This is a genomic window from Brevibacillus sp. HB1.1 (assembly GCF_013332445.1).
GTDB lineage: Bacteria > Bacillota > Bacilli > Brevibacillales > Brevibacillaceae > Brevibacillus > Brevibacillus porteri.
On the sequence record NZ_JABMIV010000006.1, the window covers coordinates 1 to 24,062 of the forward strand.

29 protein-coding genes, 1 tRNA gene and 1 riboswitch are annotated in these 24,062 nt (G+C 46.5%); of the genes, 18 read left to right on the forward strand and 12 right to left on the reverse strand.

Annotated features, from left to right (window positions below; translation table 11 throughout):
- Positions 1-49: 49 nt before the first annotated feature.
- A tRNA-Thr gene (locus HPY27_RS16455) sits at positions 50-125 on the reverse strand.
- A gap of 176 nt (positions 126-301) precedes the next feature.
- Positions 302-1,171, reverse strand: a complete 870-nt coding sequence (locus HPY27_RS16460; RefSeq protein WP_017251143.1) for a YitT family protein — start codon at positions 1,169-1,171, stop codon at positions 302-304.
- Between the two features lie 241 nt (positions 1,172-1,412).
- Between HPY27_RS16460 and HPY27_RS16465 the strand changes: the two genes are divergently transcribed.
- Entirely contained in the window at positions 1,413-1,709 is a 297-nt protein-coding gene (locus HPY27_RS16465; protein ID WP_017251144.1) for a Fur family transcriptional regulator, read from the forward strand.
- 69 nt (positions 1,710-1,778) lie between these two features.
- Here the strand turns inward: HPY27_RS16465 and HPY27_RS16470 are convergent, their stop codons facing one another.
- Entirely contained in the window at positions 1,779-2,621 is an 843-nt protein-coding gene (locus HPY27_RS16470; protein WP_069848323.1) for an aldo/keto reductase, read from the reverse strand.
- A gap of 174 nt (positions 2,622-2,795) precedes the next feature.
- Here HPY27_RS16470 and HPY27_RS16475 point away from each other — a divergent pair, with 174 nt between their 5' ends.
- Complete coding sequence (locus tag HPY27_RS16475; RefSeq protein ID WP_017251146.1) at positions 2,796-3,155, forward strand: winged helix-turn-helix transcriptional regulator; 360 nt, start codon at positions 2,796-2,798, stop codon at positions 3,153-3,155.
- Positions 3,156-3,230: 75 nt separating this feature from the next.
- Positions 3,231-4,175, forward strand: coding sequence for an aldo/keto reductase (locus HPY27_RS16480; RefSeq protein ID WP_174225627.1), 945 nt, complete (start codon positions 3,231-3,233; stop codon positions 4,173-4,175).
- A 13-nt stretch (positions 4,176-4,188) separates the two neighbouring features.
- Here the strand turns inward: HPY27_RS16480 and HPY27_RS16485 are convergent, their stop codons facing one another.
- Positions 4,189-4,995, reverse strand: a complete 807-nt coding sequence (locus HPY27_RS16485) for a serine hydrolase (RefSeq protein WP_174225469.1) — start codon at positions 4,993-4,995, stop codon at positions 4,189-4,191.
- 167 nt (positions 4,996-5,162) lie between these two features.
- On the opposite strand from HPY27_RS16485, the gene HPY27_RS16490 reads away from it, so the two are divergent.
- Positions 5,163-6,275: a GerAB/ArcD/ProY family transporter gene (locus HPY27_RS16490; RefSeq protein ID WP_173623060.1), complete on the forward strand. Its 1,113-nt coding sequence runs from the start codon at positions 5,163-5,165 to the stop codon at positions 6,273-6,275.
- A 19-nt stretch (positions 6,276-6,294) separates the two neighbouring features.
- Here the strand turns inward: HPY27_RS16490 and HPY27_RS16495 are convergent, their stop codons facing one another.
- A complete protein-coding gene (locus HPY27_RS16495; RefSeq protein WP_174225470.1) occupies positions 6,295-6,975 on the reverse strand; it encodes a copper homeostasis protein CutC in 681 nt (226 codons plus the stop codon).
- A gap of 18 nt (positions 6,976-6,993) precedes the next feature.
- Positions 6,994-8,001: an asparaginase gene (locus HPY27_RS16500; protein ID WP_174225628.1), complete on the reverse strand. Its 1,008-nt coding sequence runs from the start codon at positions 7,999-8,001 to the stop codon at positions 6,994-6,996.
- 173 nt (positions 8,002-8,174) lie between these two features.
- Positions 8,175-8,218: riboswitch (PreQ1 riboswitch) on the forward strand.
- A 276-nt stretch (positions 8,219-8,494) separates the two neighbouring features.
- Between HPY27_RS16500 and queC the strand changes: the two genes are divergently transcribed.
- The 14 genes from queC (at position 8,495) to HPY27_RS16570 (ending at position 16,284) form a co-directional block, all read left to right on the forward strand.
- A complete protein-coding gene (gene queC, locus HPY27_RS16505) occupies positions 8,495-9,163 on the forward strand; it encodes a 7-cyano-7-deazaguanine synthase QueC (RefSeq protein ID WP_017251152.1) in 669 nt (222 codons plus the stop codon).
- Positions 9,163-9,651, forward strand: coding sequence for a 6-carboxytetrahydropterin synthase QueD (gene queD / locus HPY27_RS16510; protein WP_017251153.1), 489 nt, complete (start codon positions 9,163-9,165; stop codon positions 9,649-9,651). Before queC ends, queD begins: the two co-directional genes overlap by 1 nt.
- On the forward strand, positions 9,648-10,367 hold the full coding sequence (queE, locus tag HPY27_RS16515; protein ID WP_174225471.1) for a 7-carboxy-7-deazaguanine synthase QueE: 720 nt from the start codon (positions 9,648-9,650) through the stop codon (positions 10,365-10,367). Before queD ends, queE begins: the two co-directional genes overlap by 4 nt.
- 42 nt (positions 10,368-10,409) lie before the next feature.
- Complete coding sequence (gene queF / locus HPY27_RS16520; RefSeq protein ID WP_007729714.1) at positions 10,410-10,907, forward strand: preQ(1) synthase; 498 nt, start codon at positions 10,410-10,412, stop codon at positions 10,905-10,907.
- A gap of 137 nt (positions 10,908-11,044) precedes the next feature.
- Positions 11,045-11,248: a hypothetical protein gene (locus HPY27_RS16525; protein WP_017251155.1), complete on the forward strand. Its 204-nt coding sequence runs from the start codon at positions 11,045-11,047 to the stop codon at positions 11,246-11,248.
- A gap of 198 nt (positions 11,249-11,446) precedes the next feature.
- Complete coding sequence (locus HPY27_RS16530; protein ID WP_174225472.1) at positions 11,447-11,884, forward strand: hypothetical protein; 438 nt, start codon at positions 11,447-11,449, stop codon at positions 11,882-11,884.
- Between the two features lie 180 nt (positions 11,885-12,064).
- Positions 12,065-12,430 (forward strand): HsmA family protein, encoded by a 366-nt coding sequence (locus HPY27_RS16535; RefSeq protein ID WP_174225473.1) that lies wholly within the window; start codon positions 12,065-12,067, stop codon positions 12,428-12,430.
- 261 nt (positions 12,431-12,691) lie between these two features.
- Entirely contained in the window at positions 12,692-13,369 is a 678-nt protein-coding gene (locus tag HPY27_RS16540; RefSeq protein WP_174225474.1) for a hypothetical protein, read from the forward strand.
- Positions 13,370-13,508: 139 nt separating this feature from the next.
- A complete protein-coding gene (locus tag HPY27_RS16545) occupies positions 13,509-13,865 on the forward strand; it encodes a group I truncated hemoglobin (protein WP_173623055.1) in 357 nt (118 codons plus the stop codon).
- Between the two features lie 235 nt (positions 13,866-14,100).
- The gene (locus HPY27_RS16550; protein ID WP_026043294.1) at positions 14,101-14,280 is read left to right on the forward strand and encodes a hypothetical protein; all 180 of its coding nucleotides are present in this window, start codon (positions 14,101-14,103) and stop codon (positions 14,278-14,280) included.
- 20 nt (positions 14,281-14,300) lie between these two features.
- Positions 14,301-14,771 (forward strand): GNAT family N-acetyltransferase, encoded by a 471-nt coding sequence (locus HPY27_RS16555; RefSeq protein WP_174225629.1) that lies wholly within the window; start codon positions 14,301-14,303, stop codon positions 14,769-14,771.
- Positions 14,772-14,842: 71 nt separating this feature from the next.
- Positions 14,843-15,130, forward strand: a complete 288-nt coding sequence (locus HPY27_RS16560) for a hypothetical protein (protein ID WP_173623054.1) — start codon at positions 14,843-14,845, stop codon at positions 15,128-15,130.
- Between the two features lie 102 nt (positions 15,131-15,232).
- Positions 15,233-15,796 (forward strand): signal peptidase I, encoded by a 564-nt coding sequence (lepB, locus tag HPY27_RS16565; protein WP_017251163.1) that lies wholly within the window; start codon positions 15,233-15,235, stop codon positions 15,794-15,796.
- 149 nt (positions 15,797-15,945) lie between these two features.
- Complete coding sequence (locus tag HPY27_RS16570; protein ID WP_082192224.1) at positions 15,946-16,284, forward strand: YmaF family protein; 339 nt, start codon at positions 15,946-15,948, stop codon at positions 16,282-16,284.
- Positions 16,285-16,328: 44 nt separating this feature from the next.
- On the opposite strand, the gene cydC is transcribed toward HPY27_RS16570, so the two are convergent.
- The 6 genes from cydC to HPY27_RS16600 all read right to left on the reverse strand — a co-directional run bounded on the left by cydC (position 16,329) and on the right by HPY27_RS16600 (position 24,045).
- A complete protein-coding gene (gene cydC, locus HPY27_RS16575; RefSeq protein ID WP_174225475.1) occupies positions 16,329-18,086 on the reverse strand; it encodes a thiol reductant ABC exporter subunit CydC in 1,758 nt (585 codons plus the stop codon).
- Complete coding sequence (cydD, locus tag HPY27_RS16580) at positions 18,083-19,828, reverse strand: thiol reductant ABC exporter subunit CydD (RefSeq protein WP_174225476.1); 1,746 nt, start codon at positions 19,826-19,828, stop codon at positions 18,083-18,085. The genes cydC and cydD overlap by 4 nt, the downstream gene beginning before the upstream one ends.
- Positions 19,828-20,841, reverse strand: a complete 1,014-nt coding sequence (gene cydB / locus HPY27_RS16585) for a cytochrome d ubiquinol oxidase subunit II (protein ID WP_174225477.1) — start codon at positions 20,839-20,841, stop codon at positions 19,828-19,830. The genes cydD and cydB overlap by 1 nt, the downstream gene beginning before the upstream one ends.
- Positions 20,831-22,246, reverse strand: coding sequence for a cytochrome ubiquinol oxidase subunit I (locus tag HPY27_RS16590; RefSeq protein WP_174225478.1), 1,416 nt, complete (start codon positions 22,244-22,246; stop codon positions 20,831-20,833). Before HPY27_RS16590 ends, cydB begins: the two co-directional genes overlap by 11 nt.
- Positions 22,247-22,715: 469 nt before the next feature.
- Positions 22,716-23,471, reverse strand: a complete 756-nt coding sequence (locus tag HPY27_RS16595) for a hypothetical protein (protein ID WP_017251168.1) — start codon at positions 23,469-23,471, stop codon at positions 22,716-22,718.
- Positions 23,461-24,045, reverse strand: coding sequence for a sigma-70 family RNA polymerase sigma factor (locus HPY27_RS16600; RefSeq protein WP_017251169.1), 585 nt, complete (start codon positions 24,043-24,045; stop codon positions 23,461-23,463). Before HPY27_RS16600 ends, HPY27_RS16595 begins: the two co-directional genes overlap by 11 nt.
- Positions 24,046-24,062 lie beyond the last annotated feature (17 nt).

The window sequence follows — 24,062 nt, forward strand, 5'->3', positions numbered from 1 at the left end:
TTCGCGCTATCAAGCGCTCCGCTTCATTTCCCTACTACAGATTATGTAGTGGTGCCGGCGATAGGACTTGAACCCACAACCCCCTGATTACAAGTCAGGTGCTCTACCAATTGAGCTACACCGGCATTTGTTTGTTTTCGTTGTGTGCGTTTCGTGTGTGTCCCGCTCACGAGATTTAATATAGCACGTATAAATTTTAAATGCAATAGAAAATCTAAAATAATTTCATTCAGAATAAAAATCGAACAAAAAAAGAGCAGTGGAACGACTCCCCCACCGCTCTTTTCTTCTATATATAATATTAACCCGCTCGAAAGCCCTCTCCCAACACTTCCTGAGCAGGGCACAAAATAATGAAGGCATCCGGGTCCACGGAACGCACCATGATTTTCAGCTTACTCACTTCACTTTGGCTAACCACTGCCATGAGCACCTTACGCGCGTCGCCGGTATATCCACCAGCACCATCCAACAAAGTGACGCCACGATCCAAATCATACAAGATGGTTTCTCTCAGCGTATCTGTTTCATTCGAAATGATATAAGCGACCTTGGAAGTATTCCAGCCCATCTGAACAATATCAATCGTCTTGCTGGTCACAAACAACGCGATAAGTGCATACAATGCTTTTTCCGGATCGAATACAATCCCCGCAAACAAGATCACTAGTCCATCAAATACAGCTACACATGCACCCAAGCTAAACCCTGAATATTTGTGGAGGATTTGTGATGCAATGGAAAAACCGCCCGTCGATCCTCTCCCCCGAAACACGATACCAATCCCAAGCCCTACCCCGATTCCCCCATAAATACTTGCCAGCAGGAGGTTCGTCGTTAACGGCTGTAGGTGACTGGTCAGCATGACACACAACGGGAGAACAATCGAACCAACCGCCGCCTTCATACTGTATTGCCGATCGAGTAGTTTAAATCCTAATAGAAACAAAGGAATATTCATTGCCCATTGCACGACTGCTGGAGAAAAGCCAAACAAGTTATGCAAAATCGTAGACAGCCCAGAAACGCCTCCAGAAGCAATTTGGTTTGGATTCAGAAACAGATTGAAACTTGTTGCCAATACTAGCGATCCTAGAACCAGCATGCCGTATTCGAGTATTTTTCGCTGCGGACTGTTCATCTGGATTGCGGTTCGTCTTTTTCGTGCCACATGGTTCCACTCCTGACATTATCACGTAAGAAAAATCCGCACATACACTACCATGTTTTGGTCGAAAAGAAAACCCCTATTTCCTCATCCCTCTTATGTAAGATTTACGCATCCCTCAGAAACATGCACGCTCATGCCAAGAGCTGGATAAGATATGGAAAGAAAAAGTTGACTGTACACAAAATAAAAAGGATAATTATAATATAGTAATTATTATAATCTAAGAACGGGGTGACCTGTAATGGATCAACATATTGTCAGTGTCACACAACAAGTAAAGCATCTAGGAAAAAGATTAACCATCCAAAGAAGAGCCGTACTCCTTCTTATGCTTAGCAATCGGAAATACTATACAGCCAAAGACGTTTACCATGCTTTAAAAAACGAGATGCCAAACATCACACTCTCAACCGTTTACACCAGCCTGCGCTTTTTCGTGAAAATGGGTATTCTCAAGGAGCATGTTCACCACGACTCCCCCAATCAATTTGAATGTGTGGTAACCATGGACGACATTCAGTTGCCAGAAGTCATTTGATTCCTACTCCTTTTCCTCAACGAAAAAACTCCTGAAATCATCAGGAGTTTTTTTGTATGCTGTCAGCTATTAAAAATCAAAGTTATCCGGGTCTGGACCAACTCGGTGATTTTGGTTCAGCGCATGAATCATTTCCATGTCTTCTTTCGACAGTTCGAAATCAAATACGGATGCATTCTCGACGATTCGATGCTCCTTAGTCGACTTTGGAATGGTCACAACGCCATTTTGCAAATCCCAGCGTATAATGACTTGAGCAATGGACTTCCCGTATTTTTCTGCCATACCCTTTAGTACTGGATTGTCCAATAGTTGTCCTTGCATCAGCGGAGACCATGCTTCAAATTGAATTCCTTGCTCCTTGCAGTAGGCACGCAGTTCATCTTGGGACAGGCGCGGATGGAATTCCACTTGGTTCACCATCGGCTTAATCTCAGCGTCTTTAAGCAGTTCCTCTAAATGATGAACGTGGAAATTGCTTACCCCGATGGCTTTTACCAACCCTTTTTTGTATAGCGTCTCTAATGCTCTCCATGCTTCTTTGAACTTTCCTTCTACCGGCCAGTGAATGAGGTACAAGTCCAGATATTCCAGCCCGAGTTTTTTCAGGCTCGTCTCATATGCTTCCAACGTGGACTCATACCCCAAATCCGAATTCCATACTTTCGAGGTAACAAAAAGATCTTCTCGCGTGATGCCCGCTTCCTGCAAGCCTGCACGGATTCCACGGCCAACACCTTCTTCGTTGTTATAAATAGCGGCTGTGTCGATACTGCGGTAGCCGTGCTTGATTGCTGTTTTTACAGCTTGCTCGAGCTCCTGACCTTCCTCTACTTTAAAAACACCTAGACCTACCCAAGGCATTTTTACTCCGTTGTACAGCGTAGTCGTATCTTGCAAATGTTTTGGCATAACTTGTCTCCTCCATCCATGTTCTCTATGTTAGTATGACTGTTTCCAGTCACCCAATGTGCTTCATGTCGTTTGACAAGTGTTATTATGAGAGAAACTAACCAAAAGAAAAAGTACGCACTTTTTTGTGTGATAGGCACCAAAAAGTACCTATCATTCAGGAGGAAATCAACTGTGAAGAAGAAGTATAACATATCAGTGGAAGCCACACTCGAAGTCATCGGCGGTAAATGGAAATGTGTTATTTTGTGTCACCTGACTCACGGAAAAAAACGTACGAGTGAGTTGAAAAGACTGATGCCGGGTATTACGCAGAAGATGCTGACGCAGCAACTGAGAGAGCTTGAAGACGATGGCATCATCAACCGGATTATTTACAATCAGGTTCCGCCAAAAGTGGAGTATGAGCTCAGTGAGTACGGCTGGACCTTGAAAAGTATTCTCGATTCGCTCTGCTTATGGGGCGAAAAGCATATCATTAAGGAATACGGCGACAAGTATGCTGTATTGGAAGAAAGTATCTTAAATCAATAATAGAATGGGAGTAGGTGAAGTGGCTTGGGAGCAATCGAAACGCCTGTATTACGTAAATTGGGCAGCTCAGACCTGATGCTTTCTCCTCTAGGCCTAGGCTGCTGGCAGTTCAGCAATGGACAGGGAATGGTGGGGAAGTTTTGGCCTGTCATTGGACCTCACGATGTTTTACAAATTGTGCAGACGAGTTTGCGTGGGGGCATAAACTGGTTTGATACTGCGGAAGTATACGGCAAAGGTCAATCAGAACAGATGCTGGCAAAAGCCTTAAACGACGCCGGGCCACTAGCGGATTCCGCTCATATTGCGACGAAATGGTGGCCTGTCCTGCGTACCGCCAAAAGTATCGGGAATACAATCGACGAACGCATTCGTTTGCTCGATAACCGCACCATCCATTTGCATCAAGTCCACCAGCCCTACTCCTTGTCTTCTGTTGCAAGCGAAATGAATGAAATGGCCAAGCTCGTCAAGCAAGGCAAGATTCAGAACGTGGGCGTAAGTAACTTTTCCGCCAAAAGTATGCGAGAAGCCGATCGCGTATTGCGCGAGCACGGTCTGCGTCTTATCTCCAATCAAGTGAAATACAGCCTGCTGGACAGAAGGATCGAACAAAACGAGATCCTGGATACGGCAAAAGAGTTGGGCATTGCGATTATCGCCTATTCTCCGCTTGAGCAAGGGATTCTAAGCGGCAAATTTCATAAGAATCCAGCCCTTGTCCAGTCCATTACAGGCCCCCGAAAATGGACATCCGCCTTTCGTTCTGCCGGGCTAAAAAAGTCTCAGCCCCTCATCACGGTCCTCGAGGAGCTGGCACACAGATACGATGCATCCGCTACACAAATCGCCTTGAACTGGTTGATTCACGCTCATGGTGAAACGGTCTTTGCGATTCCAGGCGCTTCCAAAGTCCATCATGCGGAGGAAAATGTCAAGGCCATGCGCTTTTCTTTGACATCGTCTGAATTGCAAGAGATCGATGCAGCCTCCAAGCAAGTTTTAGCTATCAACAAATGAAAAAGCTGCCGATCTAATCGACAGCCAAAATGGCGTAGTCATACACAGCTCTTCCCAGTAAGCCTAGTGTGTTCAGAGCGGACTGAGCGGTTACATCTTTGGATAAGGCCGTAATGGAAAAGCAGCGATTGTTCGTATACAGCAAGCCTACATCATGCTGTCTACCGGTATCCCAGCCCGATTTACACGGCAGTTCCCATGCAGGATAATTGGATTCTTCCTCGCTTGGCAATTGGGACGGCAGACCATTACGGACTTGCTGCTTTTTCATAATGGCGATCATCTCTTTACAGGCATGCTCAGACAAATAACTGCCCGTTGCCATTTGACCTAGCATACTCGCAACATCTCCAGCCGTTATCTTATTGTTTTCTGTGATGTCGAGTGGATAAATCATCAGCTTGCGTGAATAACAGCTTTGGCGCATTCCCAGATCGATCATAGTCTGGTCGATCTTCGCTTTTCCTACCAAATCAATCAGCATATTTGTCGCCGTATTGTCGCTCTGAATAATCATGAGGGTCACCAAGTCGCGAATCGTAAGCTTCAAGCCTGGAGATAGCGCGTACAAAATCCCCGATCCCCCAACCAAATCCTCTTGGCGTAGAACAAGCGGATCATCCAATCGAAAATGCCCTTGCTCACTTGCCGCGAAAACGGCTGCCATGATCGGCACTTTGATCACACTCTCCGCAATAAACAGCTCGTCCGGTACATGTTCAAAACGGGTTCCTTTAGCTGAGCCTTGCTCCTCCACAACGACGCCCCAAGTCCCCTCCGCTTGTCCGATAATGGCCGACAACCTTATTTCCAGCTCCACAGCTTTTCTTCCTTTCTCCTGTTGGCTTATCGTTTCTTGCCGCTTTCTTTTTATCATACTATTCCGAAAACGAATCAGACAAGAGACTACACCTGCTTACGTTTCGTTTATCCATCCTGAACTTGGAAATAATACGTAAGATAAACCTACGGACAAGGTGAGACTTCATGCAGAACTCCGATAAGATTGGCAGCCGTCAATTTGTCATCCTCGTCACATTCATCACCATAGGAGATTCCATCCTGATCTTACCTTCCGTACCTGCGACTGAAGCAAGTCACGATGGATGGCTATCAGGATTGATCGGCATGGTACTGGGGCTAGCCATCGTATACTTGTTTTGTGTAGTCGGTCGCATCTACCCCGAACAAACGCTGATTGAAAAGAGCAAGCTCATATTTGGGCGTTGGCTCGGCACGTTCTTTTCTCTCTTCTTTTTGGGAGCTATTTTAATCAACGGCGCTGTCTATATACGGACGATTGGGGAATTCATGACCACGCACATCATGAAAGCAACACCCATCCATGCTGTCATGTTTCTATTCGTTGCCTCCGCCATATACGCTGTTCGATTAGGCCTTGAAGCTTTTGCACGGACCAGCGAAATTTTTTTCCTCTGGTTTGTCCTTACGTTCGTTATGTTTTTACTTTTGTTAAGCCCTCAGTTCCAATTCGAGAACCTTTTCCCCTTCATGGAAAATGGCATAAAGCCCGTCATAAGAGGAGTATTTGCAGTCACGGCTTTTCCCTTCTCGGAGCTGGTTATTTTTCTCATGATCACTCCGCTCCTCGATGCAAAACAAAAGCTCACGTCTGCTTTTTTGCGCGGAGCCATTTACGGTAGTCTTTGTCTACTTGCCGTCATCTTCTCATCGCTTTTGGTGCTCGGCCCGGAATTGGTTTCCCGTGAGACATTTCCGAGCTACTCCCTCGCCAAACGAGTCCATGTAGGAGAGTTCTTTCAAAGGCAGGAAGCAATGATGGCTCTCATGTGGTTTGTCTCCATTTATTTCAAAGTCGTACTGTATATGTATGGTTTCTGCGTGGGTATAAAGCAGCTTCTCCATTTAAAGGAGCATCAGTCGCTCACCATGCCCATTTGTATCTTATTTGTCGCCATCGCGATTATCATCGTTCCAAACGGAGCTTTTTTATACGAAACGTATACGTATTGGCCATTCTTTGATTTAACAAAAGGCTTCCTGTATCCGCTGATTCTCATCGTCGGTTATTGGATACGGAAGCAAATAAAAAACAAGCCGGCATCCTTCCAGAAATAAGATGTCGGCTTGTTTTTGCTTATAGTAGTTGTTTGATGGCTGCCACTCGCTCTGCATCGACGTATCGGAGAGCCTGTCCTTCTTCTCGTACTGCCGATCCAAAATGAACCTCTTTGACACCCGTACGTTTCGCGAGGTCTCCAACGTTAGCCAGCGACAATCCGCTTCCTGCCAAAATCGTGAGCTGTGTGTTCTCCGTCAGCTTGACGAGCTGCTCGATGCAATCAGCTCCTTCGATGGCCGTTTTTTTGCCGCCAGAGGTCAGAATGGTACGAACTTGGGGATATTCCAGGAGAATACGCGCTGCTTCGATTTGATCTACAGCATCATCAAAAGCACGGTGGAACGTCACATTCAAAGTACCTGACTCTCCAAGTAACAGCTCCACTCCCCGCTGATCGAGTCTATTTTCTGGAGTCAGCATGCCAAATACGACACCTGCTGCCCCAAGCTCACGGATGATACGTACATCCTGCCGCATGACCGCAAGTTCTTCTGCTGTATAGCAAAACGATTGGCTATGCGGTCGCACCATGACGTTTACCGGGATGGAAACCGCCTTGACCACTGCGTCAATCAATCCCCAGCTCGGAGTAATGCCTCCCTCCAAAATTCCCGAGATGAGCTCCAGCCTGTCAGCTCCACCCTGCTCTGCACGTTTTGCATCCTCAACTGAAGTCGCAATCACTTCCACTAGCATGATACTTCGCCTCCGTTATTAGCATTTGTTCAAGACAAAAACTGGTCGTTTCTCCCCTACCACCAACTGATTATCGTTTTTAATGGCTTTTGGCGCCAGCGCATGCAGTCGGTCGATGGTTTCCTGATTCTCATACTGAATCTGCTCCAAGATCGATGCAATAATAAGCGGCCATACTAATTCAGAGCCATTCAGTACCTTAAGCGAGAAGCTGAGTCTCTCTTTTTTCAAAGCAAAGCCGTATACGCCCATCGCTCCGCCTTTGGCGATTATATTTTCATCCATTAAAAGCGCTGTACAGATGAAGTTGTGACTGGCAATGATCTCGGGACTGCTCGTCATCCAGCCTGTCACTCTCCCTACAGCCTCACGCGTCATGTGATCCTCGATCAGATCCGGGCAAGCGAGCTTTAGATATGCGATCGCCAGATGCTTGAGCGGCAGCGCAAAAACCGGGAAGCCACAGCCGTCGACGCTGAGCTGAACCTGCTCTTTTGGATAGTCAGCCAGGTTGGCAAACACCTCTAATGCCTCCTGTTGCGCTGGATGCTCTGCCTTGTAGTAATCATGAGTGGAATATCCTTGATCCTTTGACAACGCCAAGTACCCCAAGTGCTTTCCTGCACAATTATGAAAGAGCCTGCGTTTTTCTATGCCTTGGGACAAGCAAGTAAACTTCGGTTCCTCGTTTAGCGGATAAGTCGGGCAAGTGAGCAATTCGTCTTCCTGAATGCCGGTCTTTCGTAAAATCGACTCCAAGCCTTCCATATGATAGACTTCACCACGATGTGAGGCCGCAAAGAGTGCTGCTTCGCTGCTGTTCAGTCCGAATTTTTCATCAATTTTACGTTTAGCGATGGGAATGGCTTGAAAGGGCTTCGCTGCGGAGCGCAATAAGGTGATATGGTTCTCATCGCCTACCCGATAAGCCACCTCTCCTTTTTCATTTACGCCGCACACGATGCCGTTATGTACGTTCTCCAGAATGCCGCCGCGATATTCTTCCACGAAAGGGACATCTCTCATCAAAATCACCCGCTCCACTCCATGTTGATCGATTATGAAAAAAACACTAGCAGTAGCACCCTCCATCCGTCAATCTTTTTCCAAGCGATAATCCCCCCACTTTGGCGCTGATTGTTGTATAATGTCTCAAGGTGCCCATTTGGGTTCCACAAATAAGAAATCCGTGCATCTGCACGGGAGAGGTTCGCGAACTCCCTCTATAAAAAACTAAGCAGGATAACAGTACCTTTCTTTGGTATTGTTTTTGTTTTTTTGATGGAAAGTTCAAGAACTCTCTTTCTTCTAATTCAATCAAAGTGTGTGTTCAAAAAGTCGGCTTTTCAGCACCGAGAAAGTGGTGAGAACCTGAAAAAGGAGGAGCGGAGTGTAGGGAACCTACATGAGCACCGGACTTCGAAGGTGGACGCCAGTTTCGATGTCGAATCAGCTTTCAGAACGACTTCGTGATCAAAAGACGACTTTTTGAACTACCTCTACAAGGAGATGGAGAGCAATGAAAAAGGAAAAAGCCGTCGTTGTCTTTAGCGGAGGTCAGGACAGCACTACCTGCCTGTTTTGGGCGAAAGAGCAATTCGGCGAAGTAGAAACCCTCACGTTTGATTACGGGCAGCGACACAAGCTGGAGATCGAGTGCGCCCAACAAATTGCCGCAGAGCTCGGCGTCAAAAACTCCGTATTGGACATGAGCCTGTTAAACCAGCTCGCGCCCAATGCACTCACCCGCACAGATATTGACATTACCCAGGAAGAAGGCCAATTGCCATCCACGTTCGTCGACGGACGCAACCTGTTGTTCCTTTCCTTTGCGGGCGTTTTCGCCAAGCAACGAGGAGCACGTCACTTGGTTACCGGTGTATGCGAAACGGATTTTAGCGGTTATCCCGACTGCCGTGACGCCTTTATCAAATCACTGAATGTGACGTTGAATTTGTCGATGGACTATCCGTTTGTGATTCACACGCCGCTCATGTGGCTGAACAAAGCACAAACGTGGAAGCTGGCGGACGATCTGGGTGCCTTCACCTATATTCGCGAAAATACCCTCACCTGCTATAACGGCATCAAAGGAGATGGCTGTGGCGAATGCCCTGCCTGCCACCTGCGAAAAGCTGGACTGGACACTTATCTTTCCGAGAAAAATCAACCTGGAGAACAAGCCTGATGAGCGCGAACTTTGATTTTCGTATTGTCGATCGCATGCAGGCACTGGGTACCCATATTCAAAAATCACAGCTTCGCTACCATAACAAACGCGTTTTGGTAAGCAAGGAATTTACTTTCGACGCTGCACATCATCTGCACGCCTATGAAGGAAAGTGCAAAAATCTCCACGGTCATACGTACACGGTCGTCTTCGGCATCAGCGGCTTTCCGGACGAGATCGGACTCGTGATCGATTTCGGTGACATCAAGCAAATCTGGAAAGAGCACATCGAAATTTATTTGGATCATCGTTATCTGAATGAAATGCTCCCTCCAATGAATACCACCGCCGAAAACATGGTCGTGTGGATTTTCGAAGAGATGGAAAAGCAATTGCAGTCAGATGCCTACCGCGACCACTACAACGACGCTCGGGTAGAGTTCGTTCGCCTATTCGAGACACCGACCAGCTATGCAGAGGTAAGACGGGAGTGGATGATGGAATGATCCCGGTCTTGGAAATATTCGGCCCTACGATTCAGGGCGAAGGAATGGTTATCGGACAAAAAACGATGTTTGTGCGAACAGCTGGCTGTGACTATCGTTGTAGCTGGTGCGACTCCGCTTTTACCTGGGATGGATCTGCCCGCGATGAAATCCAGCAAATGTCTCCCGAGGCGATCTGGGAGGAGCTCACTCGCTTGGGCGGGGACCGTTTTTCCCATGTCACGATCTCCGGGGGAAATCCTGCGCTTTTGACTGGCATCGGCGACTTACTCACCCTGTTGAAGGAGCATGGCATTCGCACAGCAATCGAAACACAAGGCAGCAAGTGGCAAGCATGGCTTCCACTGATTGACGACATTACGATTTCACCCAAGCCGCCTAGCTCCGGGATGGAAACAGATTTTCAAGCGCTTGATCGAATTGTACACGAGCTTTTGGAACAAAAACATCCAGGACTTAGCCTGAAAGTGGTTGTTTTCGACGATGCTGACTTTGCCTATGCACGCACCATTCATCAGCGTTTTCCAGAGGTACCTTTCTACTTGCAGCCAGGAAACAGTGATCTGACGGACGCTGATACGCCTCGGCTTCGGGATAAGCTTTTGGAGAGCTTTGAATGGCTAATCGATCATGCGATGGCGACACCTGACATGAATGACGCGAAGGTTCTACCTCAACTACATGCGCTTGTCTGGGGCAATAAACGAGGCGTTTAAACGATATTTTACTCACATGGAAGAAAAGAGGACTGTACTCATATGGCACATCAACAAGAACGCGATTTATCCTCCCTCACTCTTTTAGGGAATCAAGGCACAACGTACAACTACTCCTATGACCCGAGCGTATTGGAGTCTTTTGACAACAAGCATCCGTACCGTGATTATTTCGTAAAATTCAACTGCCCGGAATTCACGAGCCTGTGCCCGATTACCGGTCAACCAGACTTTGCGACGATCTATATTAGCTACATTCCTGACATCAAAATGGTAGAGAGCAAATCACTCAAGCTGTACTTGTTCAGCTTCCGCAATCACGGCGATTTCCACGAGGATTGCGTCAACGTCATCATGAACGATTTGATCAAGCTGATGGACCCCCGCTACATCGAGGTATGGGGCAAGTTCACTCCGCGCGGCGGTATCTCGATCGATCCGTATTGCAACTACGGGAAACCGGGGACAAAGTACGAGGAGATGGCGAGTCATCGGATGATGAATCATGATATGTATCCGGAAAAAGTGGATAATCGGTAGAGCCAACAGGTTATGAAAAAGGAAAAACCCTTATTGTAAATAAGGGTTTTTCCTTTTTCAATTGGAAACCAGGCTCGCGATTGTTGGTGTGACTCTACTCCTTCTGCTACGGTTTACTGCGGAAGGAGGTGATTACTATGACCAAGCATCTGTATTTTTACGCAAGTTTCGAAGATGCAGCGCGACTCAATCGGGAGTTGATTCAGCTGGGCTACAGGAATTACTATCTGGAGCCGCACGAACACCTAGTTGCTTTTGTTTTCGAGCCCGTTACCGAGGTGAGTCACGCCATCTTGAGACACTTGTTTGATGCAGATGATCTGTCACACTTAGAAAACTAACGCTGCAGGGCTGGTGCTCCTCAAAGGGGCATCAGTTCCTATTCCTTGGTTGCCTGCTGTTTTCAGCTTTGATGGGCTGCCTAAGTACTCCTTTAAAAGGGGCGCTTTTTAGATATTATTTCCCACCTGAAAATATTGCTAATTTTTGGGTGTAAAGGTAATGTATTGTTGAATATAAAAAAATTGGAGGTTATGACATTGAAAAAATTTATCCAAACCACACTTCTCGCATTTTCTGCCATGCTTGTTATTCCGACAAGCGCAATAGCTAGTAGTACCCAACCTCAGTCTACAGAGGCGATTGCTCCTGTTTCGAAAACTACAGAAGTTTTGCGTTACACTAAATTAGAGAGTAGAAGCTCACTTGACTCTAAATGGTTCGATATTCAGTCACCTGGAAAGATTACTGTTCATGTAACGCAGAAAGGCAGGCTTTCCTCCATTAAACCCAACTTGACCTATCGAATCTTGAGTGCAGATGGTTCTAGTCGTCCATTAGGTACTGGACGTTTTGAGGGTAGCGGATCCTTTACTTTTACAAGCACCAAAGAATTACCCGTAGGAAAATACTATATATTGGTATCGAACACTGGAATCGGGAGAGCAGTGGGAACCGTGTCGGTGACAATTCCTTAAATATTCGGATTATTTATGGAGGCTTTCGCATATGAAAGCCTCTTTTCTCTACGCAACTAGTTGCTAACGGATACTTACTCTAGACACGTAACCACGTAACGATTGTGTTCATCTCTCGTTCATATTCAACGATTACACTTACAAGCGTAGTCAAAAGAAATGAACAGGAGATGATCTTACGTGTTAGCAGCAGCGGTGATTTTTATAAATCTTGCTCTCATTGCCTATACGATTGGAGTATGGGGCGAAAAACGTTCTGGAGAGCTAAAGTCGAAACACCTTATCTTTTTTGGTTTGGGTTTAGTATTCGACACGATTGGAACAACGTTTATGAAATTCCTCGCAGACGGTTCCAGCTTGAATTTGCATGGCATTACCGGGTTGATCGCTTTGATCTTGATGTTTTTCCATACAGTGTGGGCCTGTGTCGTTCTATGGAAAAAGAAAGAACATCAAATCAAGCAATTCCATAAATTTAGCCTAATCGTATGGATTCTATGGCTTGTACCTTATTCCATTGGAGTGGCTTTAAGCTTTATGAAATAGGACTACTCTCCATTTCGCTCCGCATGCGAACAATCTACCCTTCCCTCCACCCTCTCAACTGATGAGAGGGTCATTTGCTTTTCTCTCGGCTGTTCAACATATCGTCAACTTTGCCTAGCATTCGACAATATCTCCTACAGTAATGAGAATGACAATGGTATAAAATGGAATAAATTGATATTTTTAGTAATGTACAACAATTGATTACTACTCGATGAACGTTTTCTAAATAACATTCACCATAAAGAAAGGTTGATGCTCATGTTTAAAAAAGCACTTATTATCCTATCATTAAGTTCAGTCGTCGTAGTACCCTCTCTAGCCACACAAGTCCAAGGGGCAGCACTTTCTACACAGGAAAAGGCAACCACCTACGCTTCCAATAAAAAAATCAGAAACGCCATGTATGGGGAAGAAATCTGGGTGTCGCTTACCTCCCCTATTCCAGCCGGATGGGTTATCGTTAGAAGTTTAGGAACGCAGAACCTGATCAGGAATGTGAACGGTGCTTCTTATGGCGCGGAGGTAGAGGTGCTGCTAGCTTCGCCTATCCCAAACGGATGGGTCATGGTTCGAGCCTTTAGAGGATCGAATGTAATCAAGAATATGAACGGTGCTTCTTATGGTACGGAGATAGAGGTAATGCTCGCCTCGCCTATTCCAATCGGATGGGTCATGGTTCGAGCCTTTGGAGGATCGAATGTAATCAGAAATGTTGATAATGCTTCGTACGGCACGGAGGTAGAAGTGATGCTCGCTTCGCCTATCCCAAAAGGATGGATCATGGTTCGAACCTATGGAGGATCGAATGTGATCAGAAATGTCAATGGTGCTCCTAACGGAACACAGATTGAGGTACTGCAAGCCTCACCTGTTCCTGAAGGATGGATCATTATCAGTTCAGGTGGAAATTCGAAAGTGATCAGGAAAGTTGGCTAAAACAAAGCGCACATGACATACATCTAGTCCGCAGGCTGACGTCGAAATGCAATCGGCATCAGCTTGCGGGCTTTTCTTTAATAAGTTTCCATCAATCGTGGAATATATAAGGGAAGCAACTTTCCTAAGGAGGTCACTGATGAGCACGTTTTACGAGAAATATGGTGGGGAAGATACGGTCGCAAAAGTAGTGGACTACTTTTATGATTTAGTTTTAGCTGATGACACCGTGAACCACTTTTTCAAAAACACCGATATGGAAAAACAGCGTAGACACCAAACAAAGTTCATCAGCTATGCCCTCGGTGGTCCAAATCAATACACAGGACACTCCATGGCAAAGGTTCACGAAGGGATGAATCTGCAACCCATTCATTTTGATGCCATCGTTAGGCATTTGCGTGATGCCCTGACTCACTTTGGTGTCAGCGAAGAAGATATTTCCGATGCTCTGAGCAAAGTAGAGTCACTACGGGAGGACATCTTGTATAAATAACCGAGTATCAAAACGCTTGATGCCATGGTTCAGGGAACCCCTTCCGTTCCCGGAACAGAGCCAACAAACAGACTGACACCTCAACCCAGTGGATTACGTTCCTCTCAGTGGCCTTCGCTTTCGATTGGCCATTTTTAGTTTGTTCATACACATTTTGTAAAACTCTTAGCAACTCTATTTTCTTCATTACGTATATGATAGGAGCAACCTATTAACAATGGAGGCAGATTCGAAAATGGAAGATCAATATTTTGTTGGCTGGGGTACATTGGCCCTCATCAACGCTGGACTAGCTCAAGGAAAAAATCGTAGCGGCCTTAATTGGTTTTTTCTCTCTTTACTCCTCGGCCCTATCGCAACGCTAATCATTGTAGTCTGGGAAAAATTGCCTGAACAGAAAGACTTGTCACAGTGAGCATGAAGGAGGCACGCATGATGCAAATCCGAAATGTACAAGAGCAAGACTACCTTAAAGTTATTTCGGTCCTCAACGACTGGTGGGGTGGGCGACAAATGTCTGATATGTTACCCAAGCTGTTTTTTGTCCATTTCCAGTCAACGAGCTTTATTGTTGAAGAGAATGGAGAAGTCATCGCTTTCCTCATCGGGTTCTTGTCCCAGACGTTCCCTGGAGAAGCTTACATTCACTTCGTTGGGGTACATCCGGACAAACGAAAGGATGGATGGGGCCGCGAATTATACCACCATTTCTTTCAAACCATAAAACAAAAAGGATGCGATACGATTCGATGCATTACCTCTCCTGTTAATAAAGGTTCAATCTCCTTCCACACCAAGTTAGGTTTTATGGTTGAAAAAGGAGATAAAATGGTGGATGGAATCGACGTGACTTCTAATTATGATGGAAATGGAAACGACCGGGTTTCGTTTGTTAAAAAGATTTAATCTGATTGAAACGTTTTTTCCTTTTAAACGTAATTACAGTTAAATTACCCCAAAAATAACAGGTGGTTCTCATGCTTAAGGCACTTGGTTTTGGAGCTGCTTTGCAGATCCTCTGTATGATCATAGCAATAAAGACGGGGAACATCGATCAAGCTGGCCATTATGCGGAGTACCTTGCATTCGGTCTCCTTACGCTAGCTGGATTAATGGTTTATAACGCCCTTAGCGCCCCCTCAGCCTATTACAAAGAACATGAAGTGCAAGATTATAAAAGCAGATGGAAATGGACTTTTTATTTCCTGCTCGCCTCTGTCCCCAGTGGCATTTTTGCTGTCATCTTTTTCAGCTTTTTTGCTTAATTCCTTTTGCTTCCCAAGCTTCTCTTTTCATTTACGTAACCAAAAAGCACCACTTCACGTACTAATCAATAGCCACACCAAAGTAATCTGTCACGTGGAAGGATGCGGTCTGATTTGAAAAGCGTAAAAGATATATGGGGCTGGACCAAAACGTTGGGCATCTCCCTTTCACTCGCGATGCTGGTTAACATATTTGTTCTCCAACCTTTTAAAGTGAATGGACAATCGATGGTGCCCACTTTGCAAAACGACGAACGCATCTATGTGTCGAAATTGTCCCACACATTCTCTTATCTCCCTGAGTACAACGATATTGTCGTGATCGACAGCCGTGTAGACCGAGATCGTACGTTACAAGATGACATCCTTGAAAATCCTCTCCTCATGCTCGCCATGGGGAAAAGCGATGCCAAAACATTCTGGGTAAAACGAGTCATTGGCAAACCCGGCGATACTTTGGAGTTTAAGAACGAGAGCCTGTATCGGAATGGTCAGTCGTTAAATGAGCCGTACATAAAAGAAAAGATGGTCAACGTACCTGATGCCAAAATCGTCATACCGGAAAACCATGTGTTTGTGATGGGAGATAATCGTAACAATAGCGATGATAGTAGAGTCATTGGCGTGATTCCACTCGATCATATCATGGGGAAAAAACTATTTTAATCAGACGAGAGCCTTTTCCAATGGGGAAGGCTCTTTTGCTTTTAGTGTTCTGCATTTGCAAGTTATTGAACGCATAGACGAATGTCCGTTTCGAAACGCCCGACAAACGCATTTACTAGTGATAAATGCATGCAAAGGGGCGTTTCTTAATGAGCTCTCAGCACTCTCATTCATTACGCTTTATTCGATTTGCCGATCGGCCCGGGCATTTTCATGGATATGATACACTGACTAGCATTTCGGATCGTCATCGTCACCGAATACGTGGCAGAACGTCTCCGCCAGAAGGAATGAGAGATCAGCATGTCCATTATTACGAAGGAACCACTACGTTTAATGATGGACATGTGCATCACTACAGGGGATGGACGGGTCCGCCTATTCCGCTGCCGGACGGAAGTCATTACCACGAGTTTTCAGGGCAAACCACTTATGATGACGGGCACACCCATTACTACCGGGGTGTAACCAGCGAGGCCCTCTCTTAAACGAAAAAGGCTATCCCTCTCCGGAACAGCCTGTCTTCCTCTTCTTATATTTCCATCACAGACGCCAACGGACAGTCCAATGTATACAGGTTGCGATACCTTGGATTGTCCTGATACAACTGCTCATGTGTCCCTCGCATCGAGATGACTCCCTGCTCCATAAAAATAACCTCGTCCATTTGCTCTACACCGCTCAAGTGGTGAGTCACCCAAATGAATGTTTTCTCGTGCAAGACACGGAAGATCGTTGCCATGAGATCGCGTTCAGTCAACGGATCTAATCCCACCGTCGGCTCATCAAGGAGAACAATCGGCTTGTTTTGCAGCAAAATCCGAGCAAGAGCTATACGCTGCCTTTCTCCGCCAGAGAAGCGCAAACCAGTTTCCTGCATCCGTGTTTGATAACCGTCCGGTAGGGATTCAATCAGCTGATCCAGACCGACTTGAGCTGTCACAGCACGCACTTCTTCATCGGACGCATCGGGTCGTCCAAGCCGGATGTTATTGGCTACGGTTGTGTCAAACAAATACGGCTGCTGATTCAACACGGAAAACAAACAAGCAGAATCCTCTTCTGATTGGACAGGCTGCCCATTTACTGTCACCTGACCTGCTTCCGGCTGTATGGCACCTCGAATCAAGTTCAGTATCGTCGATTTACCAGCTCCGCTGCGACCGAGCAACGCGATTTTTCCTCCTTGAGCCACCTCAAAAGACACGTCCTGCACACTCCAACCGCTGGCTTGTGGGTAGCGAAAATGAACATGATCGAGCTTCAAACTGCCCCCTGCTTGATCAGCCATCTTTTCCTTCTGCGCCTCCACACTGGCTGGACGACTGCCCTCAATCTCCCGAAGCCGCCCCAGAGACTCCTTGTATTCTGGCATTCGCACAACAGCGTCAGAAATACGGGCAAACGCATCCATCAACGGAAATGCGACCAGCCCTATCGCAGCAATCAACGTAGCAGGTATCTGATTCGTTGCGGCAAGTCCGCCCGCCCAGATGACCAGTAAGACAATGGCTCCACCGATTGCACACTGCGACATCCACTGGACTCGCCATTCTCCGCGTCGAATGGAGTTTTCGATCTGAGCAGCTGACTTTTGCCGTCTTGTAAACAACTGGAGAAACTGCTGTGTACGACCACTGAGAATCCAGTCACTCATGCCAAAAACAGCATCAGTCAGCTCCCGGTATGCTGCCTGTCTCTCCTGCTTGAACCTCCGACTCTTGGCAATCGATGACCACAAGATAACTGCGGGTGTAACAAACAGCAGAAACCCACAGTACAACGCCATCAGCAGCGCGAACATCCCGTCCATTCTTCCCAGTGCCACAATACCTGCCCCGTAGAGGAGAACCGCCGATACAGCAGGTAGCACAAAGCGCAGATAGACATTTTGTAGTTGCTCGATGTCATCCGCAAGTACACCAAGCAGATCTCCCGTACGAAAACGAGTGCGGAGGAGCTGTGCTTGCGGCTCGATGGCCTGATACAAACTCACACGCATACGCGATAACACACGCAAAGCTGCATCGTGTCCAACCAAACGCTCCAGGTATTGAATGACTGCTTTGCTAAAGCCAAAAGCCCGGACAAGTACAATGGGAACATAGACCATTAAGACGTTTTCAGGCTTGAGTGCGGAGCGAGAGATCAGATACCCGGACGTATAAAGCAAAGCGCCCGCACATGCCACTGCCAAGGTTCCCAGCAAAGCCGCTGCGGCAAACTGCCAGAAAAATTGGCGAAAGTATGGAAGAAACCACCCCTGATTGCCTTCTCGCGCTTCCTTCATCCTTTCTCCCCCTTGGCACCAGCTGTCAACAACCGATAAAATACGCTTTTTTGTGCAACGAGCTGTTCATAGGTACCCGCTTCCACCAGTCGTCCCTGGTCGATTACCCAAATCCAATCCATGTCTCGCATCCAATGCAAACGATGTGTGGCCAAAAATACACGCCTGTTCCCCAGCACCGACAACATGGTCTGTTTTAGCTCCCATTCCGTTTCAATATCTAAGTGAGCGGTCGGCTCGTCGAGCAAAATCACTGGTCGGTTGCCAAGCAGCGCACGTCCCAATGCAACCCGCTGTGCCTGTCCGCCGCTTAACGTGCGGCCCCCTTCGCCAATGATTTCGTCACAGCCATTTGGCAAGCTGTCCACCAGCTCTGTAAGACCGACATCACGAATCACCTGCTCCACCTGTTCCTTCGTCGCTTCCGGCTCATAGAAGCGAATGTTATCCGCCAACGATTGATTGAATAAATACGGATGCTGTGGGATGTAAGCGATTTGCCGTTGCCACTCCTGCTTCGCATCCCCCGTAACGGGTTGCCCATCTACTTGTATCACACCAGCTTCGGGATCAGAAAATCCGCCTAGCACTCCGAGAAGGGTTGATTTTCCAGCCCCGCTCGCTCCAACGATGCCCACTCTTCTCATGTTGCTGCCCAATTCCCCAGATATCTCACCCAGTAGCTGTCTGCCATCCTCACCGACGACACGAATATGGGACAAAGTAATCGTTCCATCCCATCCGCCTGTCAGAGACGTCTGGCTATTTGTTGCTTGTGTTTCCTCCTTATGTTCATCTGTTGCGGCACTATCTATAATGGTACGAATAGTCCCCAAAGCTTCCTTGCCATCCAATGAGGCGTGGTAGTCCGATCCCAGCATCCTCACTGGCAATAAGTATTCCGGTGCAAGAATCAGGATAACCAATGCCGTTTCAAACCCAAAGTTTCCTTCAATCAGCCGCAACCCAAGACCGACTGCCACAAACGCAACCGACAACATGCTGAAGAAGTCGAGTGCCAATGATGACAAGAAGGCGACGCGCAACGTACGCATCGTAGCGGATCGATATTGATCACTCACTCTACCGACGGTCTCCCCATGGTCTTTGCTACGTCCCAAAAACCGGAGCGTCGCAAGCCCACGAAGCGAATCGGTGAAGTGATGGGATAGCATTCGATACGAGCGCCATTGTTTGTCTGCTTGTTTACGCGCCGCCAGACCGAGTACGATAAAAAAGCCGATGAGAACAGGCATCGTTACCGTCAGGATCAGTCCAGAAATCATATCTTGCATGTAGACAAATGCCAGAAGCGGAAACGTAACAAAAACCATATCTAGCGTACGTGGAACAGACAACTCCAGGTAAGTACGTACACGATCTACACCTTCCAGGACAAGCGTAACAATCTTTCCGCTTCCTTCACTGGCTGCAAAACGTGGACCACGCTCGAACAATCGGGATAGAACTCGCCCTTGCAAAGACTCACTAGATGCTTCAGCAAAACGGCCAGCGACTTTCTTTTGCAGCCAAACGATGGTATGACGAGCAGCTATCGTGACCAAAAACAGTGCAAGCGGCTGATACGCCATCTGAACCGCTTGACCTTCAAACAAGATCGCGATCGACTTCGCCAAAAGCAGTGCCTGACCGATAATCGCCGCACTTTGTAGGAGGGAAAGACCGGCTAGCAGCAGCATAACCGGTCGGATTCCTTGTAATCGGAACAATTCCTTGTCCATTAGTACTCCAAATGATCCTTTTCAGTGACTCGCTTGTGGAAAACGAAGTAGCTCCAAGCCTGATAGGCTAGCACAAACGGTAAAAGCACTGCTGCAACAATGGTCATTGCTTTTAACGTGTATGGACTCGAAGCTGCATTATAGAGGGTCAAATCAAACGCGCTATCAATCGTGCTGACCATCACCCGTGGGAACAAACCGATAAACATCGAGACGAACGTCAACAGGATCATCGTACCTGTCATCCCGAAAGCCCATCCTTCCCTGCCTTGTCTCAAGTAGTGACGAGCCAGTACAAAAGCGATAACACCCAAGAGTACAGCTGCGGTCAACAAAACACCCTGGCGCTCAAACAGATCGGTGACCATGAATGTCCACCCTACAAGCACCGCCATGAGAACCGCTTGCATTGGCAACAGCTTTGCCGCCAGTACACGTGATTTTTCACGCAACTCGCCTACCGTGCGCAGCGAGATGAAGTTCAGGCCGTGCAGCAAGCATAGTCCTGTAACGGTCACTCCTGCCCACAACGAGTAACCATTCACAATGTCAGAGAAGCCCGCAGTCATTTCCATATTCTGATCAATCGGCACACCTTTCACCAGGCTGCCAAAGATCATACCGAACAACATCGGCGGTACAAAGCTTCCAATCAGAATCGCTGCGTCCCACGTCTTTTTCCAAGCCTCACCTTTCCCTTTGCCTCTAAATTCAAATGCTACCCCGCGTCCAATCAACGCAAGCAGAATCAGCGTAAGCACGAGATAATACCCGCTAAACATCGTGGAATACCACTCCGGAAACGCTGCGAACATCGCACCAGCAGCTGTAATCAGCCAAACTTCATTGGCATCCCAGAACGGGCCAATCGTATTGATCAAAACCCGGGTTTGCAAATCATTTCGTGATAGCAGGCGCGTCGCCATACCTACACCAAAGTCGAAGCCTTCGAGAAAGAAAAATCCGGTAAATAGAACGGCAATGAGCAGGAACCACAGTTCATTAAGCTCCATAACGTTCACTCCTTACACGATCAAATGGATCCTGAAGCTGTAAATCCTCTACTTCCTCATGACTATCCATATCCGGTCCTTTTTTCGCCACACGAGCAAACAGATAAGCCAAGAGGCAAAGCAGGATTAGATAAATTGTCGTGAAGGCGATAAGAGAGAACCATACCGCTCCTGTACTAATGCTTGGCGAAACCGAATCTTCAACACGCAGTAGCCCGAATACCGTCCAGGGCTGACGACCTACCTCCGTCATGATCCACCCAGCTGAGTTTGCGATGAATGGTAGTGAAATACCCGCAATCATCAACTGCATGAACCGCTTGTTTGGCTGTTCCAGCTTTTTGCGGAAAGTGAGGTATGCCCCGTATAAAGCCAGCAAAATCATTGCACTACCGCCCGCTACCATGATGCGGAAGCTCCAGAAAGTCGTCCGAACTGGTGGAATGTAGTTTCCTGGACCGTAGGTTTTCTCATACTCTGCCTGCAATTCCAACATGCCCGGTACAGAACCTGAAAGTGAGTTGTACGTCAGGACGCTAAGCAAGTAAGGAATTTTTATTTCAAAACCGTTTTCTTGTTTTTCTGGATCAATCGTTGCAAAAACCGTCCAAGGAGCTGGGTCTGAGCTTGTTTCCCACAGCCCTTCACTCGCTGCCATTTTCATCGGTTGGGTAGCAACCAAATACTGTGCCTGACCATGACCGAATTGAGCAATAGCAAGTGAGGAGATCAATGCTACCACGATCGAAATTTTGAAAGATTGCACAAAGAATGTAACGTCTTGTTTTTTCAACAGCTTCCAAGCACTGATACCTGCTACCAAGAAGGCACCTGTCGCAAATGCCGCAAAAATGGTATGCGGGAATTCATATAGTAATTGTCCATTGGTAAGGAGCGCGAAGAAATCGACCATCTCTGCACGTCCGTTATTGATAGCGAAGCCGACTGGCTGCTGCATGAACGAGTTGGCTGCCAGAATCCACAGAGCCGAAAGAATCGTTCCGATGGATACGAGCCAAATACATGCGAGATGCACACCTTTGGACAAACGATCCCAACCAAACACCCATAGTCCAATAAAAGTCGATTCGAGGAAGAATGCTAAGAGGGCCTCAATCGCTAGCGGTGTCCCAAATACATCACCGACGAATCGTGAGAAATCAGACCAGTTCATCCCAAATTGGAACTCCTGCATAATCCCTGTCACGATCCCGACAGCAAAATTTATGAGCAAAAAGGTTCCCCAAAACTTGGCCATTTTTTTGTACAAGTCATTCTTTTTTACCACATACATCGTTTCCATAATGGCTACTAATAATGACAGCCCGATGGAAATCGGCACAAAAACAAAGTGAAAGATAGTTGTTATCGCAAATTGAAGTCGTCCCAAATCCACTATATCCATGTACAAGATCCCTTTCTATTCGCGCTTTGGCCTTTATGTACCGGAATTATACCAGTGGGGAAACCAGCATTTATGGCGACTTTGTGAAAAAAATCACAAATATATGTGAAAAAATTCACAATTGATTCTCTCTCTTGTAACCCCCTTTTCGCATTCATCTTCGTGAGAGAGTTCTTTGTTTTGTTTTACCCTGTATATTTCCGGTCATGTATAATTGTAGCAGGACTTTTGACCCTAGAGGGTGTCCGATTCGTTACATGATTTTTAACAGTCTGTGACTGTTTCGGATTTTCCCTTGATTTGAGCTAGACTTATGCGCCTCTACTTATTTCATTTAATGTGTAATTTATTCATTTTCTTTTAAAATATCTCAGCAGTTATCGTACGTAGAAAAAATGGACCCTTTTACGGGCCCATCTTTCCCCTATTCAGTTAACAAAGCACCAAGAGAAATTGTGCTAACAACCGCTTATTTTTGGGCGGATTTCGTTGACAAGGATTCGATTATGTTGCCGATGGTCGCAGCATCAAAGCCCTTCTCTGCCATCTGGTACAACTCGTACGTGAATCCTTCATGCTCCCAAATCACGATTCCGTTGGCGAAAAACACCTTTTTCCCGGCAATGGTTTCGATCTTGACACCCTCTGTCGTGCTGATGCCATTTTCGCCACCGTTTGAAATCATCAAGGAAATAAACTCCTTCTCTTTTTCATACTGAATTTCTACCATACCCTCGCCATGAACGACCGTGTTTTTATAGGAATAATGCTCTGACAACCATGTCGGTGAGGGAAAGTCCATTTTGCTGGCTTCACGTGCTTCTTCCAATGTCATCTGTGGGGGGGCCTTACGTTCTGTCGGTATCTCGATTCCTTGGGTATTGGACTGGGCAGCAGGCAGCTCTTTATCGTATTGGGTAATTTCCATGTTCCCAACCTGAAAGCGTGCCAGGATCGTCTGGAGCATTCCTTGGGCAAATGATGTAGTCGAGAATGCACCTAAAAGGCAAACAACAGCAACAGCACTAACTGTGGCAGCTTTCCATTTATTCGTTTTCATATAGATCCCGTCCTTTTTGTTATCATTTGGTTGTATGTTTCCTGATTCCAATTTGAATTTCAGCCGATTGTATATGTTGGCTTTTGGAGTGGTGTCATCCAGCTCCAGATCAGTAAGCAAGTCGGTGAGTTCACGAAAATCGTCTAGATCATGCTTACTCTTCATAGTGGAAGCCCCCTCTTTGCAATTCTTTTTGTAGCTTTTTTAGACATCTGTAGAGCACGACGCCGATATTTGAACCGCTGACACCAAGCAGGTCTGCGATTTCCGCGTTTTTTAGTCCAGCCGCATATTTCATGGCGATGATATTGCGTTCTTTGTCACTCAGCTTTGCCAGTGCTTGAAATAACGCTTGATGATTGTCGCCCTTGATCACAATTTCTTCCGGAGATGACTTCGGTAGGACCATATCCAAAATAGAATCCAGTGAAAAACTCATTCTTTTTTTCTGTGAGCGGAAGTAATCTGTCACTGCGTTTCTGGCGATTGCAAACAACCAGACTTCAAAGTTTGATTTAGCAGGTGAATAACTGCTGTATTTAGAAATAACAACTTCAAACACATGGCTACATATTTCTTCGGCTGCATAGTGATTGTTGATCCGATAGCAAATATATTTGTAGACGCGCTTGTAATACGCACCGTAAATTTGGGCAAACGTTTCGGTCGACATGCTTTCTGTTTGCCTATCGTTTTCTTCGTTTTGACAGATGCCTGTGTTCACTTGAGCGATCTCCAACTACTTCCCCTCCCTTC

Coding starts and splice junctions, on each gene's coding strand:
- HPY27_RS16465 (WP_017251144.1), top strand. CDS start 1,413: ATGGATCAACATATTGTCAGTGTCACACAACAAGTAAAGCATCTAGGA.
- HPY27_RS16470 (WP_069848323.1), bottom strand. CDS start 2,621: ATGCCAAAACATTTGCAAGATACGACTACGCTGTACAACGGAGTAAAA.
- HPY27_RS16480 (WP_174225627.1), top strand. CDS start 3,231: ATGCTTTCTCCTCTAGGCCTAGGCTGCTGGCAGTTCAGCAATGGACAG.
- HPY27_RS16490 (WP_173623060.1), top strand. CDS start 5,163: ATGCAGAACTCCGATAAGATTGGCAGCCGTCAATTTGTCATCCTCGTC.
- HPY27_RS16495 (WP_174225470.1), bottom strand. CDS start 6,975: ATGCTAGTGGAAGTGATTGCGACTTCAGTTGAGGATGCAAAACGTGCA.
- HPY27_RS16500 (WP_174225628.1), bottom strand. CDS start 8,001: ATGAGAGATGTCCCTTTCGTGGAAGAATATCGCGGCGGCATTCTGGAG.
- queC (WP_017251152.1), top strand. CDS start 8,495: ATGAAAAAGGAAAAAGCCGTCGTTGTCTTTAGCGGAGGTCAGGACAGC.
- queD (WP_017251153.1), top strand. CDS start 9,163: ATGAGCGCGAACTTTGATTTTCGTATTGTCGATCGCATGCAGGCACTG.
- queE (WP_174225471.1), top strand. CDS start 9,648: ATGATCCCGGTCTTGGAAATATTCGGCCCTACGATTCAGGGCGAAGGA.
- queF (WP_007729714.1), top strand. CDS start 10,410: ATGGCACATCAACAAGAACGCGATTTATCCTCCCTCACTCTTTTAGGG.
- HPY27_RS16525 (WP_017251155.1), top strand. CDS start 11,045: ATGACCAAGCATCTGTATTTTTACGCAAGTTTCGAAGATGCAGCGCGA.
- HPY27_RS16540 (WP_174225474.1), top strand. CDS start 12,692: ATGTTTAAAAAAGCACTTATTATCCTATCATTAAGTTCAGTCGTCGTA.
- HPY27_RS16545 (WP_173623055.1), top strand. CDS start 13,509: ATGAGCACGTTTTACGAGAAATATGGTGGGGAAGATACGGTCGCAAAA.
- HPY27_RS16550 (WP_026043294.1), top strand. CDS start 14,101: ATGGAAGATCAATATTTTGTTGGCTGGGGTACATTGGCCCTCATCAAC.
- HPY27_RS16555 (WP_174225629.1), top strand. CDS start 14,301: ATGCAAATCCGAAATGTACAAGAGCAAGACTACCTTAAAGTTATTTCG.
- HPY27_RS16560 (WP_173623054.1), top strand. CDS start 14,843: ATGCTTAAGGCACTTGGTTTTGGAGCTGCTTTGCAGATCCTCTGTATG.
- lepB (WP_017251163.1), top strand. CDS start 15,233: ATGCGGTCTGATTTGAAAAGCGTAAAAGATATATGGGGCTGGACCAAA.
- HPY27_RS16570 (WP_082192224.1), top strand. CDS start 15,946: ATGAGCTCTCAGCACTCTCATTCATTACGCTTTATTCGATTTGCCGAT.
- cydC (WP_174225475.1), bottom strand. CDS start 18,086: ATGAAGGAAGCGCGAGAAGGCAATCAGGGGTGGTTTCTTCCATACTTT.
- cydD (WP_174225476.1), bottom strand. CDS start 19,828: ATGGACAAGGAATTGTTCCGATTACAAGGAATCCGACCGGTTATGCTG.
- cydB (WP_174225477.1), bottom strand. CDS start 20,841: ATGGAGCTTAATGAACTGTGGTTCCTGCTCATTGCCGTTCTATTTACC.
- HPY27_RS16590 (WP_174225478.1), bottom strand. CDS start 22,246: ATGGATATAGTGGATTTGGGACGACTTCAATTTGCGATAACAACTATC.
- HPY27_RS16595 (WP_017251168.1), bottom strand. CDS start 23,471: ATGAAGAGTAAGCATGATCTAGACGATTTTCGTGAACTCACCGACTTG.